Origin of the sequence: Paenibacillus herberti, from assembly GCF_002233675.1 — a bacterium.
In the GTDB taxonomy this organism is placed as follows: domain Bacteria; phylum Bacillota; class Bacilli; order Paenibacillales; family Paenibacillaceae; genus Paenibacillus_O; species Paenibacillus_O herberti.
In genome coordinates this window covers 96,088-112,810 of record NZ_NMUQ01000001.1, presented here as the reverse complement: position 1 = coordinate 112,810, position 16,723 = coordinate 96,088, and the positions used below count along the sequence as shown (strand labels likewise).

Annotated in this window: 15 protein-coding genes; 8 read left to right on the top strand and 7 right to left on the bottom strand. The window is 55.2% G+C overall.

Annotation, left to right across the window (positions count from 1 at the left end; translation table 11 throughout):
• Nucleotides 1-3: 3 nt before the first annotated feature.
• The 5 genes from CGZ75_RS00570 to CGZ75_RS00550 form a co-directional block, all read right to left on the bottom strand.
• The gene (locus CGZ75_RS00570; protein WP_089522161.1) at nucleotides 4-747 is read right to left on the bottom strand and encodes an ABC transporter ATP-binding protein; all 744 of its coding nucleotides are present in this window, start codon (nucleotides 745-747) and stop codon (nucleotides 4-6) included.
• Nucleotides 740-1,558: an ABC transporter permease gene (locus CGZ75_RS00565; protein ID WP_089522159.1), complete on the bottom strand. Its 819-nt coding sequence runs from the start codon at nucleotides 1,556-1,558 to the stop codon at nucleotides 740-742. The genes CGZ75_RS00570 and CGZ75_RS00565 overlap by 8 nt, the downstream gene beginning before the upstream one ends.
• A gap of 3 nt (nucleotides 1,559-1,561) precedes the next feature.
• The gene (locus CGZ75_RS00560) at nucleotides 1,562-2,173 is read right to left on the bottom strand and encodes a nitrous oxide reductase accessory protein NosL (protein WP_089522157.1); all 612 of its coding nucleotides are present in this window, start codon (nucleotides 2,171-2,173) and stop codon (nucleotides 1,562-1,564) included.
• Complete coding sequence (locus CGZ75_RS00555) at nucleotides 2,170-3,522, bottom strand: right-handed parallel beta-helix repeat-containing protein (protein WP_089522155.1); 1,353 nt, start codon at nucleotides 3,520-3,522, stop codon at nucleotides 2,170-2,172. Before CGZ75_RS00555 ends, CGZ75_RS00560 begins: the two co-directional genes overlap by 4 nt.
• 250 nt (nucleotides 3,523-3,772) lie before the next feature.
• Nucleotides 3,773-5,212, bottom strand: a complete 1,440-nt coding sequence (locus CGZ75_RS00550; protein WP_342745632.1) for a DRTGG domain-containing protein — start codon at nucleotides 5,210-5,212, stop codon at nucleotides 3,773-3,775.
• Between the two features lie 133 nt (nucleotides 5,213-5,345).
• On the opposite strand from CGZ75_RS00550, the gene CGZ75_RS00545 reads away from it, so the two are divergent.
• Nucleotides 5,346-6,398 carry a hypothetical protein gene (locus tag CGZ75_RS00545; RefSeq protein ID WP_089522153.1) on the top strand — a complete coding sequence of 351 codons (1,053 nt, stop codon included), beginning with the start codon at nucleotides 5,346-5,348 and terminating at the stop codon, nucleotides 6,396-6,398.
• 141 nt (nucleotides 6,399-6,539) lie between these two features.
• A complete protein-coding gene (locus CGZ75_RS00540; RefSeq protein WP_089522152.1) occupies nucleotides 6,540-7,973 on the top strand; it encodes a GHKL domain-containing protein in 1,434 nt (477 codons plus the stop codon).
• Nucleotides 7,974-8,105: 132 nt separating this feature from the next.
• Here CGZ75_RS00540 and CGZ75_RS00535 read toward each other — a convergent pair whose 3' ends face one another.
• Nucleotides 8,106-8,384, bottom strand: coding sequence for a hypothetical protein (locus CGZ75_RS00535; RefSeq protein ID WP_089522150.1), 279 nt, complete (start codon nucleotides 8,382-8,384; stop codon nucleotides 8,106-8,108).
• A gap of 83 nt (nucleotides 8,385-8,467) precedes the next feature.
• A complete protein-coding gene (locus CGZ75_RS00530; RefSeq protein ID WP_089522148.1) occupies nucleotides 8,468-8,806 on the bottom strand; it encodes a YlbF family regulator in 339 nt (112 codons plus the stop codon).
• 230 nt (nucleotides 8,807-9,036) lie between these two features.
• On the opposite strand from CGZ75_RS00530, the gene CGZ75_RS00525 reads away from it, so the two are divergent.
• From CGZ75_RS00525 to CGZ75_RS00500, 6 genes are all read left to right on the top strand, one after another.
• Entirely contained in the window at nucleotides 9,037-10,404 is a 1,368-nt protein-coding gene (locus CGZ75_RS00525) for a YheC/YheD family endospore coat-associated protein (RefSeq protein ID WP_089522146.1), read from the top strand.
• A 34-nt stretch (nucleotides 10,405-10,438) separates the two neighbouring features.
• Complete coding sequence (locus CGZ75_RS00520; RefSeq protein WP_089522144.1) at nucleotides 10,439-11,587, top strand: YheC/YheD family endospore coat-associated protein; 1,149 nt, start codon at nucleotides 10,439-10,441, stop codon at nucleotides 11,585-11,587.
• A gap of 72 nt (nucleotides 11,588-11,659) precedes the next feature.
• Nucleotides 11,660-13,030 carry a YheC/YheD family endospore coat-associated protein gene (locus CGZ75_RS00515; RefSeq protein ID WP_089522142.1) on the top strand — a complete coding sequence of 457 codons (1,371 nt, stop codon included), beginning with the start codon at nucleotides 11,660-11,662 and terminating at the stop codon, nucleotides 13,028-13,030.
• Nucleotides 13,030-14,184 carry a YheC/YheD family endospore coat-associated protein gene (locus tag CGZ75_RS00510; protein ID WP_089522140.1) on the top strand — a complete coding sequence of 385 codons (1,155 nt, stop codon included), beginning with the start codon at nucleotides 13,030-13,032 and terminating at the stop codon, nucleotides 14,182-14,184. Before CGZ75_RS00515 ends, CGZ75_RS00510 begins: the two co-directional genes overlap by 1 nt.
• A gap of 1 nt (nucleotide 14,185) precedes the next feature.
• Complete coding sequence (locus tag CGZ75_RS00505) at nucleotides 14,186-14,899, top strand: hypothetical protein (protein ID WP_089522138.1); 714 nt, start codon at nucleotides 14,186-14,188, stop codon at nucleotides 14,897-14,899.
• Nucleotides 14,856-16,517, top strand: coding sequence for a YheC/YheD family protein (locus tag CGZ75_RS00500; RefSeq protein ID WP_089522136.1), 1,662 nt, complete (start codon nucleotides 14,856-14,858; stop codon nucleotides 16,515-16,517). Before CGZ75_RS00505 ends, CGZ75_RS00500 begins: the two co-directional genes overlap by 44 nt.
• Nucleotides 16,518-16,723 lie beyond the last annotated feature (206 nt).

Below are 16,723 nucleotides of genomic sequence, written 5' to 3'. Positions count from 1 at the left end.
TCCTCAAGCTTCTACCTGCCCTCGGCTTCCAGGCTTCATACGACTTTCTGTGAAAGCCGCATGAAGCCCTCCAGGTCCGTACTGCTCTAGAAGCGAAGCTACCGTTCCCTGCCTCACCGCTGCTCCTTCTTGCATGAACAAGACATAATCGGCGGATGCCTCAGCCACTGGCAACTGATGCGTAGAGTAAATGACGGAATGTCCTTCACGGCGAAGCTTGTTCACAAGCTCTACGAAGGAGTCCATCCAGTACGGATCAAGGCCGTTGGTCGGCTCGTCAAGGACGAGCAGAGGCGGCTTGGCCAGCATCGCTTGAGCAAACAACAGACGCTGCCTCATCCCTTTGGAAAAAGCGGTCACGTTTTTGTTCCGCACCTCCGCAAGGCCGACTTCCTCAAGCGCCTCCTCCGTCCGACTGCGAGATAGACCGCGCAGAGAAGCCCAAAAATGCAGCGTTTCCCAAGCGGTCAGCCCTTTAGCAAAGGCGTAGTCATCCGGCATATACCCAAGCTTATCGGCGTAGGCATTGCGGTTCTCTTTCCAGCTCAAGCCATCCACCTGAATAATCCCGGAAGTCGGCTGTAGAATTCCCATGACCATGCGCAGCAACGTGCTTTTACCCGCACCGTTGCCGCCGCAAAGGGCGAGGACGCTCCCTTGCTGCATCGTGAGGGAGATGTCCCGCACGATGTGCTGCCCTTTAATGCTTTTATCCACGCCTTCAACGAGCAGAACTGGCTTATGCACGGTATCTCCCCCTCTCCCACGCCCATACGGCGATTCCTCCAGCCACACCAATCCACAGCAGGCAAAGGCCAGCAAACAACAACGATCCAGTCGATTTTTGCATGACCATTACCCACTGATAATACTCCGGTCCCAATATGGTGCCGCCACCAAGCTTAACGACGACGAACAGTCGTACGAGCTCCGCTGGATTGAGGAACGTCAGCGCGACTAGGGCTGGTTTGATCATCAAATAAGGTAGGAAGCCAAGTACCGCAATTAGCAGCGCTGGCCAGCCGATTACGGTGAAAAACCAGAAGGCGACTGCGTAAGTCAGCGCCTGCCAACGGTTCGCCGCAAAGGTGCCGATTAGCAGCGCGACGGCAAGATAGAGCAGAACTAGCAGCAGCGAGAACACGAGGAACAAACCAAGTGTTTTGAGATCAAAGCCGCTTCCCACTACCGCCCCCGCCACTCCGCTAACGCCGTAGGCGAAGCTGACGATAGTCGCCAGTACAACGGTCAGGCCGGCGTATTTGCCGGCGATGAAGGAAAGCGTCCGCAACGAATAGGTGGAAATGAGCTGCCAGCTTCCTTCTTCTTTTTCCGCTGTCAAAGAGAAAGATCCGATAAGCAACGTCATTAGCGGCAGTAGATATAGAATCAAATTCAACATGGAGCCGGTTGTGCTCGTATATCCCGATCCTGAGCTCTGGGCGCCGATCATCAAAAGCAGCAGTGTGAATACGGTGAACAGCGCGAGAAAAGAGTAGGACCACGGATTGCGGAAGCCGAGCTTGATCTCTCTGCGCGCAATGTGGAGTATATTCATCGTTTAGTGGGAGCCGGAATTGTCCGTAGGGGACGTATTTCCGCTCATGTCCATGCCGGAGCCTTCATTGGCCCCCATGTCCATTTCCGCTCCTTCATTCGTTCCCATGTCCATACCATCTTCGTGACCGGAATCGCCCATGTTCATTTGCTCTTTGTTCTGCGCCCAATTATGGGAAGCCAGCTCCTGGGCTGTCATCAGCTTGCCCTTGCCCTGCTCACCTACGAAAGACTCCGCAGCCTTTTTATCCTTGAAGCTGTACACTCCGTAAGCCATTGGCGACTTGAAGTCCGCATCGTACACATAGGTCGCATCGTTGTAGGCAACCCACGCCTTGTCGTTATAATCACGGACATACTCTGCGCTTATAGCAGCATCGGTATTTTTGCTCTTCCAATCATTCATGCAGCCAATATCATCGAATTTAAAGGTTTTGCCCCCTTTAGTCGTTAACTGTACCGCATAAGCGTCATCCCTGACCGCCATATTACAGATCGCGCATTTATCGACTGATTCATCAACCGCTACCGGCTCATGGCTGGCTTTGCCGCAGCCGGCTGCTATTAACATAATGGTTAAAGCGACCATCAGCATCGCTGTCATTCTCTTTTTCATTTTCTTCTAACCCCCGTATAAATGATTATTAATGCTCCTGCGAGCAGCGCTACTCCCGCGGCGGCCGTTGCCGCCATCGGCGTTTCAGTAGGCTGAGACTTGCTGCCAATCTCCAGAGGAGGCTCCATGAGCGGAGCGCTGTCGCGCGACCAGTTCTGCTGCCCGGAAGCGAGCAGACTCTCGAGGAATTTCATACCCGGCGATTGGAAAAAGATTTGATAGGCCGAGTTATCCTTGGTCAACCGCTGGAAAAACGGATTCATTAAGTAGGCCAAATCGCTGCTTCCGTCGCCATTCGGATCGAGCCCTTCGAAGGCATCCCAGTAATTGCCTTGCAGCTCATTGTCGCGGCTACCATCCGCCTGAGTCTCAATGACATTGGATACGAATCGATTGTTCTTGAGTCGGTTGTCCTTGGAATCCAGCAGCTGGATGCCGACAAAGTTATACGAGATGTCATTGTTAATCCATTCATTGCCCTCGGATCGTTCGATATACATCCCGACACGGTTGCCATTCATCACATTATCCTCTACCCTCGTGCTCTCCACCTGATAAAACAGCATGCCCTGCGAATTAACACTGCCGCTCTGGCGGCTGAATGCATTGCCGGTCAGTTCGGAGCCTTTGACCATCATCGCCATGATTCCGGTCACATTGTAGGAACCGCTGTTATCGGTAACGACGCTGCGCTTGGTGTACATCAAGTGGATGCCGTAACGGGAGTAGTCGATCTGATTCCCGCGGACCGTGTTGTTATTGCTGCCTTCCAAATAAATCCCATCAAACATGCTGCTCACCCGGTTGTCCTCGATGAGGTTGCCGTTTGACCGATACAGGTCGATACCGTTACGGCTGTCTGAAGCGCGCGCTGCGCGGCCGAGCAGATCGGCAGGAGGCTCGACGACCGAGCCCCGGATAGTGGAGCCTTGCGAGCTCTGAAGCTGGATGCCGAGCGAACGTGATAGGACTTTCAGCCCGTCCAGCACAACATTATCCGCAGCCACAAGGACGGCCGGAGCCTTGCCTCGAGTGTCCTTCTCTGCCGTCAGGCCGATCAGCGATGCGCCTTTCGCTTTAATTGTAGCTACTGGTGCATCGCTGCCGTTTCCGGTCAGCGTCACGTCCTGCGCTTCTACCCTCAGTGGCTTGGAGATGACGATCGACTGTGCATAACTGCCGGCTGGCAGTTGAATTGTAGAGCCGGTGGGCGCAGCGTCGATAAGCTTTTGGAGGGAGCCTGCCGCAGCCGTTGCCGCAGTTCCTTTGCTCGTCGCCGCCGCTGACATGTTATCAGCAGCCTTGCCGGAGGCTGTCCCATCCAGCATCGTAGTTATTACGATTGCCAAAGCTAGCAGAACAATCTCACGCCGGCGCTTCCAGGCCGGAGTAAGGGTAGGATAGTACTTCTTTTTGACCTTAATGCTCTGTCCCTCCCTTCTTCATTCGCCCTCTAATGACCAGCCTCTGGCCGGGATAAGCTTTGTCTGATTAGGTATCGCAGTGACCATTCTTCCTTATTCTCTCCCAATGAAATGGAAGGGACATGACTCTTAAGAGCTACGGCATGTGTCCATTCACTGAAAAATGCCGCAGCCATTAGCCGTCCATAAGCTGCATAGAGAGAATTGCCTTAGCCGCGGCTCCAACGGAGTCGGACAGCTGAATTTCCAGCTTGGCGGTTTTGCGACTTAGCTCCAGCACGGTTGGCTCAAGCGTGAGCTCCGCGTCAATCGGAACCGGACGTATAAAATAGGTCGTCATACTCTCGATCATATGGTCGCTGCGGCCGCTTTCGCGTACCATGCGCCTCGCTGCCTGAAGCATCAGCGTCGACAATACGCCCTCCGAAACAGTTCCCGGCGTACCGGACATTTGCGCAGCGGCGACACCCTTATAACGGAAGCCGCCGGCTCCACCTTCGGCAGGCTTGAAGCCAGCGACGATCAGATCGTCGAACGTCTCGCCTGATTCTCCCTGGCGGCCGGTAATGCGCATCGCCTCCAGTACTTCTTGGCGAGTGATGACGCCAAGCAGCCGGCGATGCCGGTCAACGACCGGCAGCAGGTCGATGCCTTCCGCCGCCATCGTATGAGCGGCGGAGGTGACCGTTATGTTCGGCGCCGCCGTGATGGGATGGCGTGTCATCAATCGTTCAACCGGGTTATCCGGCTCGGAACCCGCGGCGTCCTTGGCCGTCATCATGCCGCTCACCCGGCCGCGGTCATCAAGCACCGGAAAACGGAAGCTTCCCGTAAGTCCGGCCAATCGGTGAAAATCCGCCGCCGTATCCCCGTGCTTCAGCACGTCGGCAGGGCGGCCGAAGCTCATAATGTCTTCGATTAGCACTATTTTCTGCTTGATGAGCCGGTCGTACATCGCACGATTAATCATCGATGCGACCGTAAACGTATCATGTCGGGACACGATGATCGGCAGCCCTCTCGCGTCCGCTAACCGCTTAACCGCCGGACTCGTATCAAAGCCGCCTGTGATGAGCACTCCGGCTCCCTGCTCCAATGCTAAGCGATGCGCCTCCTCGCGGTTGCCGACGATCAGCAGGCTGTCTTCATTAATGTAGCGAAGCATGGCATCAAGCTCCATCGCTCCGATGACGAACTTGTGCAGCGTCCGCTGAAGGCCCCCGGCTCCGCCGAGCAACTGTCCCTCCACGATGTCGGCGACATCGCCGAAAGTAAGTCCTTCTAGAGAAACACGCCGGGATTTATGGACCCGTACGGTGCCAATTCTTTTTTTGGTGGCGACGATTCCAAGCTCCTCGGCTTCCTTAATCGCCTTGTATGCTGTGCCCTCGCTAACTTCCTTGTCACGGGCGATGCCGCGCACGGAAATACGTGTGCCGGGCTCCAGCGCCTCGATATGCCGAATCAGCTGTTCATGCTTGGTCATCGTCTCGAACGATGCCGGTGGGTTAGAATCATGTGGCATAGCTGTCGGGATTCTCCGCCTTTCCTGCGCCCTGCGCTTCATTACATAATTATATCCAATCCACGGAACAATGTCTTTTCGATCCAGCATGGCTGCGCGTAACCCCATGCACGGAATGGTGACGAAATACAGAACATTCTCTCACCTTTATGGAAAACATATCCACACTGGGCTATACTGAGAGGAGCAGCACCCGTCCCTACATAGGAGAGGAGACCACGCTATGCCAAGAAACAGCTGGCCTCGATTTTCACCAAAAATCACTCTTCTACTGCTAGCTTCGGCCATTATCCTATTCGATCTCATTCTTATCCAGAGCTCACTGTACGAACCGAACCGCTCCGCATTGTCTACAGCAATTACCCTTGACTTCATGCTTGTGCTGCCGCTCTTGCTCGTTCTGCTGGGCAAACGGCCCCTTCGCCGCTCCATAACGATGTCTATTCCAATGATCCTGCTGGGCTATATCGCCGTTTACTTGATGTTACCCCCGTCCGACCGTACTGGAATCGCCCCGATTGGTAAAATTATAATTCCGCTGGAGCTGGCCCTGCTCACCCTGCAAGCATATCGCTTCGGACGGATTCTACTCCGTGCTCGACATGTCGGACGAGAGGGGAACTCTGGCAGTCCACTCGACTCCATCCGGCAGGACATTCAATCCGCCTTTGGCACAACTTTTGTCTCCGCTATGCTGACCCATGAGCTAAGTGTGTTTTACTCTCTTGTTTTCTCCTGGACCAAAGCCTCTCCAACTCCACTAGACCCAACTGCTTTCAGCACCCATCGTCATTCCGGGAGGCTAGTGCTTGTGCTAATTTTCAGCAAGCTGCTTCTGCTGGAGGGCGTAGCCTTGCATTTCCTTCTACATCAGTTCTCGCCTATACTCGCTTGGATCACATCGCTCAGCAATCTCTATCTCATCCTGTTGATGGTAGCGGACTATCGAGCCATGCGGCTGTATCCAATCCAGGTTGCACAGCAGGAGCTGCGAATTCAGTATGGCCTGCAACTGGTCGGTCGTATTAAGCCGGATGAGCTGCTCTCCGTCTCCCACATCAGCAACCTTGAGCTGAGCCCCGAGGAGAAGCGCTCGGCCTTTGTTCCTAGCGGAACGGACTCCAATGTCATGCTGATTCTGACACAAAAGATTCCAATTACCGGAATGTTTGGACGCATCTTGCATCTAGATCGAATCTGTCTGCATGTCGATGAGCCGGATGCTTTCATTACAACTTGCCGCAGCGAGCTGCAACTCGACAGCACAGCTCACTGATCCATCTAGACAGTTGCTGAATTTTTACATTTTTCGGCGATAGAAACCCGTTTCTTTTTTTCATAAAACCAAGTAAAGTAAGAGTCAAATCTCATAATCAAACGTCCATTACTTGAGAGTTGACTCTAAAGGAGCTTTACCATGCAACCGGTTGTCAGTTCCATTCTATATTTTCTTGAAGTTTATTTTTTTCTCTCTTTGCCTCAAATGTTAATCTTTTTCGTCTTTAGCCTGTTGTTTATCGGCATCAGACCTGATGCCTACTGGAAACGAATTATACTGTTATCGGCAACGTCGATGTTTTATTCGGATTTGTTCTTCCTACAAGTCCCTATGGCGGTGCATGTAGCGAACTCATTACTGTCCATGGGACTTCTAATATGGCTGTTCTTCCCGATGTTCCGCCTGCGGACCCGGCTCGTGCTGCAGCTGTTTATGATTCTGTTCGTAACTCTTTCAGATTTAGCGACGCTAATGTTTGCAACCTCATTATTCGAGTTCAAGGAAATTTATGAAGGTCCATTCTGGATCAAAATGGTGGCCGGTTGGCCGTCATTCCTGCTGTTCGCGGCTGGAGCATGGTTCATGAGTCGCAAACGTTGGTATCCTGGAGCCCGGATGAAGGAACTGCTGACCAAGGCATCAACCGCTCCTCTGTTTTATTTTTTCATGATTGTATTCATCCAGATGCTGTTGCTCTGCGTCCTGTTCTACTCGAAGTATGTGAACTCGTCTCAAGAAGGAAACAGCCTGCCCGCTCTCTTGTTCCTTCTATCGTTGGTCTCGACCGCACCGGTGCTGCTCATGGCGCTGAACTTGATTGCGAAGGCCAAAAAGCGCGAAGGCTCAATTTACTCCGAGGAGATGCTCGCTGGGGAAATGGTCGATATGCTGTCCACGATCCGCGGACAACGGCATGACTTCGTGAACCAGGTTCAGACGATGCATCTGATGCTCAAAATGAACAAGAGGGACGACCTGCTCGCCTACATGCAGGAGGTTATGGACGAAATCAACGGCGTCAACGCAACCGTTGCGCGCCTTGCAGAGCTTCCATTTCCGGCTGTTGCCGCGCTATTAAGCGTCAAGCAAGGTGTCGCGCAAGTAGCGGGAATCCGGCTGAGCTACGAGCTAGGGACACTGGCGGACGCCAGCGAGCTGCCTCCGCTCAAGGGTGTCGACGTTGTCAGAATCATCGGCAATCTGCTCGATAATGCAATGGATGAAGCGCGATTTATGCCGGCACAGGAACGCGAGGTGCGGCTGGAAATCTCGTTGCAGGGGGACGGGCTGCTCATTCGCGTCCTGAACCGCTGCCGAGTACAGTTGAAAGGCGAAGAGCTGCGACGCATGTTCCGGCCGGGCTTCAGCACAAAAAAAGACGGCCACAGCGGACTGGGCCTGGCCGTAGTGCAGGAAAGGGCTCATTACTACCGGGGTCACGTCTCTGCCGCTATGGAAGACGGCCTGTTGGCGATGTCCGTGCTGCTGCCATGTACGCCGGTAACTTACAGAATCCAGCATGCTGGACAATACGAGCATGCAGACCAAGAGTCTGCTGCCGGACGCGAATAGCTAGTACGATTAAGAAGGACCATCCCGTCGGGAGCCTTGTGGCTACCGCTTGGATGGTCCTTTTTTAGATGAGGGAGCTAAATTCGTACCTAGCGTGCTGTCGGCACTCAAACGCACCTCGCAAGCAGCTACTCAGCGGGACTGCCTCGTCTGCCGGTGCTCCAGCCGCTTGCCGGTCTGATAAGCTTGCTGCCTGCGGATGGCGGACACCCGCTTGCGCTCTCGCTCCCTGTCGCTGATCAGCACGCGTAAATTTGCTGCAATGACCAGCAGCGCAAGCGCCGACCATAATACGCCGAACACAGTGGCTGCCGTCCAAGCACTGCCGAGCTCCAGCCTCGGCAGCGCGTACGCCAGCATGCCAAGCGCGGCAAGCATATAGATGCCGTGCTTCCACTTTCCCGATCTCATTCCCGAATTCCTCCCCTTAGCCGGTTGGCTTGTCTCTACCATCCTATGCAAGGAGAGGGACAAACATGCCGGGGGTGGAGCTTTTAGGAAAGCAAGAGCGCTGACAAGGAGTTGCCGATAATGCGATTCACGTCCTCAATTACGACCGACAACCGCTTCTCGGCTTCAAAATAACGCTGCACAAGCGGGTTCATGCTGAGCACTTCGTACAGCCGGTTGAGGCTTTCGAGTTCTTCAGCAGATGGCTCCTCACCGGACATCATGCGCTGCTGCAGGTCTACCTGCTGCTTCTGAAAATCAAACAGCATCCGGCGGGCATCAGGGTCGGCGTCTGCGGCAGCCCTTGCCGCGCGAACATCCTTCGCCTCATGACTTTCCTCCAGAGCTTTGGCCAATTCGTAAGCTTTGTCATATACGTTCATGGCTTCATCTCCCTTGTTCTACTCTGCCCATCATAACACCCGCCCAGCCCGCCAAGCAAAAAAACGGCATGGATTCCAGTCCGTCTTCATTTAGGCACAAGTACAAAGCGTCCCGTCCTTCTTACGCTGCGCCCAGAACCATAGGGTAGATGTCCTCATATGATGAACTAATTCGTTCCACGTACCTTACCTGCCATGCTTTACCCTTCGCTCTGGAAGGAGATTCTCCGATGCTCAAATCCAAAATCGCCGTCCAGGTGTCCCAAGGAAGCCACGGAGCCGACGATTCAATCATGCTAGGCGACGCTTATGCCAAGTTTCACAAAATTCCACTTGGCTCCACTCTTACCTTGAGGTTCGGCTCTTACCGCTCCACGGTCCAGATCGTATCCGGCGGCAAGAGCAGCATGATGCGCATCAGCCCGGCATTGGCCCGGGGCATGGGCATCACAGGAGGCGCAACGCTGCGCATCCAGTATCGCCAAAGCACTCAGACGCTGTCGCTCGGGCCGCTGATCGGAGTACTGGTCAGCCGCGACTATCCGCAGCAGCCGGAGCGCCCGTTTGGCTCCATTACGATGTTCTGTCAAGAGCTGGTCGACGCATGCGCCGCCCAAGGGGCTTATGTGTACTTTTTCACTCCCGATGCGGCAGGACCCGGTCCAAGGCTGGAAGGCTGGGTTAACGACACCGAAGGCTGGCATAAAGCCAGTATGCCGATGCCAGATGTCGTGAACAACCGGCTCACTGCACGCAAGCTGGAGAACCAGTCTTCGGTGCAGCAATTGTTCAAGGAAGCCAAGTCACGCTACGGCACGCAAGTGTTCAACGAAAAATTTCTTGATAAACACGAAGTATTCGATGCTCTGTCCAAGGACACCTCGCTGACCAAGTACCTCCCGGAATCCCGGCTGCTCCAAAGCTACACCGACTTAAAAGGTATCGCCGCACGGCATGCCACCGTTTTTCTCAAGCCGGTACGCGGTAGCCTCGGCAAAGGCATCATCAAGGTGAGCCGTTTGGAAGACGAGACCGTCCTTGCCACCTACACGGCATCCGATGGCATCCAGAACAAGAACTATCCAAGCCTGGCTAAGTTCTATAGCTCGCTCAGCGGCAAGATGAAAGTAGTCCGCTATCAACTCCAGCAGGGGCTAACACTGATCGACATAGGCAAGCGACCGGTCGACTTCCGAGCGCTCGTGCAGCGGAACAAAACCGGGGCCTGGGCGATCACCTCAATTGTAGCCCGTACCGCAGGCAGCAACCACTTTGTGTCTAATCTCGCACGAGGCGGTACGCTCAGCAGGGTGTCGGATGCAGTAGGCCGAAGCAACCTGGTTCCCGGGTTTAAAGCTAGTGCGAACAGCAAGCTGGAGAGGGCTGCTTTGGACATCGCCAAGGGGATCGAGGAGCGGATACCCGCCCATTTTGGCGAGCTGGGCATCGACCTGGCAATGGATATTGGAGGTAGAGTATGGCTGCTTGAAGTAAACTCCAAGCCATCGAAGAACGACAACACGCCGCTGAATGAGAACAAGATCCGACCATCCGTACGAAATATGATTCAATACTCCAGCTACCTGGCCGGTTTTTAGTAGCACCAATATCATTATTATAGGGGGCGGCGGCATGAAGCGGTCGGCTGGCGGAATCGGAGTTATGATCGGAGGCGCGCCGAAACTAAATTCGTCAAACGGTCGCCTGAGACTGCCCGAGGATGGGTTCCTCTCTGCGCTGGCACAGCGGGCGGAGGAGCTTCGCCTGTCGCTTTATGTGTTCCGGCTGGAAGGCTTTGGCCTGGAATCCGGCAGTCTGACCGGTTATGTGAGAGAAGGCGGCGAGTGGTTAGAGCGAGTTGTTCCGCTTCCCTCCGTCATCTATGACCGCTGCGGACCTCTCGCTGCCGCAGGACGTCGAGGTCATGCCGAGCTGCTTCGCCGCCTCAATACGCTTCGCCCCCATGTGCTGCTGAATGGCTGGATGCCAGGAAAGAACTCCCAGTACGAGGCTCTACGACGCAGCAGTCCAGAGCTGGCCGCGCTGGCGCCTCCCACGCTGCTGCTAAGCGGCGCGGACACCTTAAAAGAAGCGGCGAGCCGCTGGGGCTCCGTTTTCCTTAAGCCGGACGGAGGTATGAAGGGACGCGGCGTCATTGCCGCCGCTCCACAAGACAGCGGCTGGCTAGTGCGCGGACGAGGCAACGATGGTCGCCCGCTGCGCAGTGAACAGCCGGATCTGAATGCTGCAGCAGAGCTTATCACCCGGATCGTTGGCAGCAAACGTTACCTTATCCAGCCACAGTTGCCGCTATGTGATCGCCAGGGACGCCCATTCGATATCCGGGCGCTCGTGCAGAAAGACGGCCGCGGCCGTTGGCGGCTCACCGGCACAGCGATGCGACGCGGCAGACCCGGCGGCATCGCCTCCAACCTGCATGGCGGAGGCGAGGCGCTGCCAGCACGGGACGGCCTCGTCCTGCTGCTCGGCCACAAAGCTGCCGAGCAATGCGCAGGGGACATCGACCGTCTGGCGCTGTCGACCGCAGATGCCGCAGAAAGCGCCTTTGGACGTTTTGCAGAGCTGGGCCTTGACTTCGGCGTCACCCCGGACGGCCGTCTTTGGCTGCTGGAAATGAACTCCCGGCCCGGTCGAGATGCGTTCGCCGCCTTTCCCGGAGGCATCGCCCAAATGGCAGTAGAGCGTCCACTTCTGTACGCTCGCCTGCTCAGCGAGGGCCAAAGCCTAACGTCCACAGCGCCGGAAGCTTCCTTTAGATGAGCTTAAATGGCCCGCCCATTCCTATAGATATAGATCGATCAACCAAGCGACAGAACGTTCAGGAGGTTCCTCATGAGTCTTACTTTGTGCAACGTGCATTTCTCGGATAAGAGCGATCGCATCGTATATTTATCCGGGTCGCTGTACCGATCACTGAAGCTGTCGGAGAAAAAGAAGCTACAAATCAAGCTGGGCCGCGAGACGATCACAGCGCCGGTGAAGGCAGTCAACCGCGAAGGCAACCATGTCTTCTTGAGCGCCACGCTACGTGAGAAAATCCGCATCCCAAAGTCAGGCAATGTGTTCATGCTTCACTCCACAGAAGATGAGGTGCAACTCGGACCTCTGGTCGGCATTCTTAGCGACGGCTACGTCAGCCCCTCTCTGCCCTTCGGCACCCGGACCAGCTTCATTAAGGAACTGATTCAACTCGGAGATAACAAGGCCTACTTTTTTGGCTTCACCCCTCGCGACATTAACTGGTTGGATGAAACGGTGAATGGCTATTTTCTGAATCCCGATGGCTCCTGGTACCGGAAAACGGTGCCGCTGCCCGACGTTGTCTACAACCGGCTGCCGAGCCGCAAGGCAGAGACCGGGTCCCAGATCAGCTCACTGCGCGAGCGCTTTGTACGCAAGGGCATTCCTTTCTTTAATTGGAGCTTTTTCAATAAAGCCGATGTCTACAAACTGCTCGACAAGGATGTGGAAGCACTTCGCCACCTCCCGGAATCCATTTCCGGTCCGAGCGACGAAAAGATTCGCGAATTGCTGGAGAAACACCACTTTGTCTACTTCAAGCCAAGTGGCGGCAGTCTCGGCGCGGGAATCTATCGTTTGACCTACCACCCGAAAAAGGGGTATTTCGCCCGCTATCGCAACGGCGGCAAAAACGTGCTGCTGCGCTTCGGTAACTTTGAAGAACTCATGCGCATCCTGCATGCTAGGCATGGCAGCTCCTTCGAGAGCTATGTCGTACAGCAGGGCATCCGGCTCGTCGAGATTGATGGATGCCCGCTGGATTTTCGGTTCCATATGCACAAGAACGGCCAGAACGAATGGGTGACAGCAGGAATCGGAGCTAAAAAGGCCGGCAAGGGCAGCGTCACCACGCATATCAAAAATGGCGGCTCGCTCATGACCCCAGGCAGCGCGCTCTCGCGCACATTCGGCACCCAAGCCGACGAGGTGCTGGAGAAGGCCAAACGAGTCGCGGTGAAGATGTCGGAGGCGATTGAACGCAATTACCCGCATCGGCTTGGCGAGCTCGGTCTGGATCTTGGCATCGACAAGGATGGCGATGTGTGGATGTTCGAAGCCAATGCTAAGCCGGGACGCTCTATCTTCAAACATCCTGCCTTGAAAACGGAGGGACGCGCGTCGCTTGAGTACATCCTGGAACATTGCTTGTACCTGAGCCACTTCCGGGGGAGGGATAGCTAATGGATCATGAGCAGCCCACCGGTTACGCGGATTTATCCGGCAAGCGGCCTGTTATGGCCATCCTGACGATGGCTGCACCCAAGCTTGGCTTCCGCGGCAACCGGGCCAATTTTGAGGACTTGATCCGTACTGGCAGGGAAAAAGGGTTTGTCGTGTACGTGTTGACAGCGCGTAGCCTGAAGCTGACCCACCCTATGCTTTACGGCTTCTCTCTGAATGAAGAGACCGATGAATGGGAAAGTGGTCTTTACCCTTTCCCCGATCTCGTCTACAACCGGATCCCTCTGCGGGAGGATGAACTGCAGCCGAAAGTCCAACGCAAGCTGAGTCAGCTACTGGAGAGCCCGCGCGTCAAAGGTGTGTTTAATCCCTCCTTCTTCAACAAGTGGGAACTGTTCGAGTGGCTCAAAAACTCGCAGACAACAAGGCGCTACATTCCAACTACGCGCAAAATGGTTACGAGCTCCGGACTAAGCCGAATGATGAGCAAACATCCCTATCTATACTTGAAGCCGGTTAGCGGCAAGGCTGGCAAGGGCATCATGACGATCCGGATTATGGAGGGCACAACACTCCCGTATCGGCTGCGCATTCAGCAAAAGAAAAAGAGCTGCACCTATAATTGCTCAACGGTAAGCAAGCTGTGGTCGCGTATCCTTAGAGAGAGCGGTGGCGAAGAGTATATTGCCCAGCAAGGCATCGACCTGGCCTCTTATGAGGAAAGACAGTTCGACTTGCGCGCACTCGTGCAAAAAAACACGGCTGGGAAATGGTCTGTCACCGGGATCGGCGCCCGTGTTGCGGGTACAAAAAGCATTACGACCCATGTACCGCGCGGCGGCAGCATCGAAGATCCAGAGAAGCTGCTAGTCCACACATTCGGAGTAGAGAAGGCCCGCGAACTGCTCGGTAAATCACGCCTCGCCTGCATGCAACTGGCCCAACAGATTGAGTCGGCAAGCGGTCGCATCTATGGCGAGATGTCAATGGATCTCGGAGTGGACGAAAAGGGAAATCTTTGGTTTTTCGAGGCTAATGCCAAACCGATGAAGTTTGATGAGCCTCATATCCGCAAGAAATCGCTGGAGCGCATCTTCCATTACGGTTCCTTTTTGATGCGAACAGCAAAGCCGGTAACGGCTGGAGGCGAATAAAATGAAAATAGTGCTCCTGACACCAAAGCAATGGACTCGCAGCCGGGAGCAGCTGATCCGAATGATGATCGCTTGGGGAGGCGGCCGCCTGTCGGCAACCGGTCTCGCCGCGCTGCAAGCGATGCGGCCTTCGGAGCTTGAGGCCAGCGAAAGCGCACCGGAGGCCGCGGTCGCCGTCCTGTTGCAGGATGGGCGCCCGGCAGGCGCCGCTTTCGCCCGCAAGGCAGGCCTCGAGGCCTGCCTTGTCGCCGTCTCGCCACCGGCGCGTGGACGCGGTGCGGGCAGCGGGCTGCTGCTCAAGCTACAGCTGCTCTGGGGCTCGCTCGCCTGTCGCGTCGCCACAGACAATACCGCCAGCTTGAACATGTGCTTCCGCGCCGGCATGACTGCAATCGGCCTTGTTGATGGACCTACTGGCAAGCCGACGCTGCTGTTCCAAAGTAGCAACAGCGTTTCGCCAGGCGGGCAGGAAGAGGAACAAGCACGAACTCCCCAAACAGCTGAAAGGGCCAGGTCCACAGCAGACGACACGTTCCTTGGCTGCGAGTCCCTGCCTGCTGCTACAACAGGCCGCTCCCCTAGTTCGAGAAGAATGGTGAAGGCTCCCCCTACGGCGCTCCTGCGGGGACCTGGAGTTGAACGACGGCCAACCGTACCAAGGAGTGATGACAATGACACAGCCCGTACTCGGCATTTTAACGTTATACCTCGATGACAAAGAAACGCTGGAAGAGCGGTCGATCTATCGACATATGATAACAGCCGCTAAAAAAATGGGGCTTGAAGTATTTGTCTTTACCCCCGCCGATGTCGATTTTGAGACGAACCGAATCCATGCGCAATTTTACAATACAAGCAGCAAATCCTGGACGCACAAATGGACGTCCTTTCCGCATATGATCTACGATCGCTGCCGCATCCAGCACAGCCATCGATTCGAGCAGCTGAGGAAATTCCGATCCCGTTACGGGCATCTGACCTTTCTGAATAAACCACTGCGTAATAAATGGACCGTCTACAAAACGCTCTCTTCCCAAAGCCGGTTCCAGAACAAGCAGCCTTTTACGATGCTGTATACAGGCCACAAGGATCTGAGCGAAATGCTGAGCCGCTACCCGCTCGTGTTCCTAAAGCCGATTAACGGTACTGGAGGTCGGGGCATTCTACGCATCGAACTGCAGAAGGACGACACCTATCTCATCCAGGGACGCGACCAAACGCGGAGAATCATTCAGCCACAGCAAGTAGGCGCAACCGCTCTGAAAAAAAAGCTCTCCTCATGGAACCTTGAGGGAGGTAAGTATATCGTGCAGCAAGGCATCATGATTAAGCTGCCGAACGGACGTGTGCATGATTACCGCTTGCTCGTTCAAAAAAACAGTCGTGGCGAATGGGAGGCAACCGGGTGCGCCGGCAGGATCGGCGCTCCCAAGAGCATCACCTCCAACCTCCACGGCGGAGGCAAAGCGATGGGGATGGATGAGCTGCTGGGTTCATGGGTCGGCGATGAGGCCCGTGCTAGAGCCGTGCGCCGCGAGGCAGAGCAGTTCGGCGTTGAGGTCGCCGCCTACCTGGAGCAACAATACGATCGGCTGTGCGAGCTGGCGCTCGACCTCGCGATCGACCGAAAGGGTGGCATTTGGCTGCTTGAGGTTAATCCAAAGCCTGCCCGCGAGGTGTTCCGCGAAAGCGGAGATGAAGCCACCTACGAGCGAGCAATCGTGAAGCCGCTGGAGTACGCGATGTATGTATACTCGCGCCGCAAGCGCAAAAAGAGCAAATCAACGGGCGGAAAATCCCAAGGACGGAAGCCGGAGTCGAGCTCATCGGGAGCCAGCTCATTGGTCGCAGGTTCTTCCGAGGAGAGTTCTTCGGGGGCGAGTTCGGCGGGATCAAGTTCGAAGAGTATAAGTTCGAAAGAATCGAGTTCATCCGGAGCGGGTTCGAAGAGTACCAGTTTGAAAGATACGAGTGCGTTTGCGGCGGCTTCAACTGGAGTAGGTTCGTCGGTGGTAGATACGAAGCGAGAGAGTTCGCCGAGGGCGGGTTCTACAGGGCCGGTGTCGAGGAGAACGAGCTCTAAAGAAGCGGGTTCAACCGGAGAAAGTTCGAAGAGAACAAGTTCCACGAGAGCCGGTTCGAAGAGATCCGCTTCATCAGGGGCGGGTTCGATTAAATCGGGTTCAACTAGAGCGGATTCAAAGAGAACGGGGCCGAAAAAAGTGAGTTCGCCGAGAGCGAGTTTGAGTGAGGCGAGTCCCACGAGAACGGGTTCGACGGGGACGGGTTCAACGGAAGCTGGTTTGACAGGAAACAGTACGCCCGACACCTAACTGTCGGGCGACTTGGTTTGCAGCGACCAAACCTCATGTGTTCGGACTTCAACACTCCGTCCATAAGCCATATCGCCCTAGACCAACCAATAATTTGCTCCAGCATGCCTGTCCAGCCTATAGCTGACAGACATCAAAAAGCCAAGACGACCTCTTCTCGTCCTGGCTTTTTGATGTCCTGCTAGCACTGCGGGACGAGCCGCGAT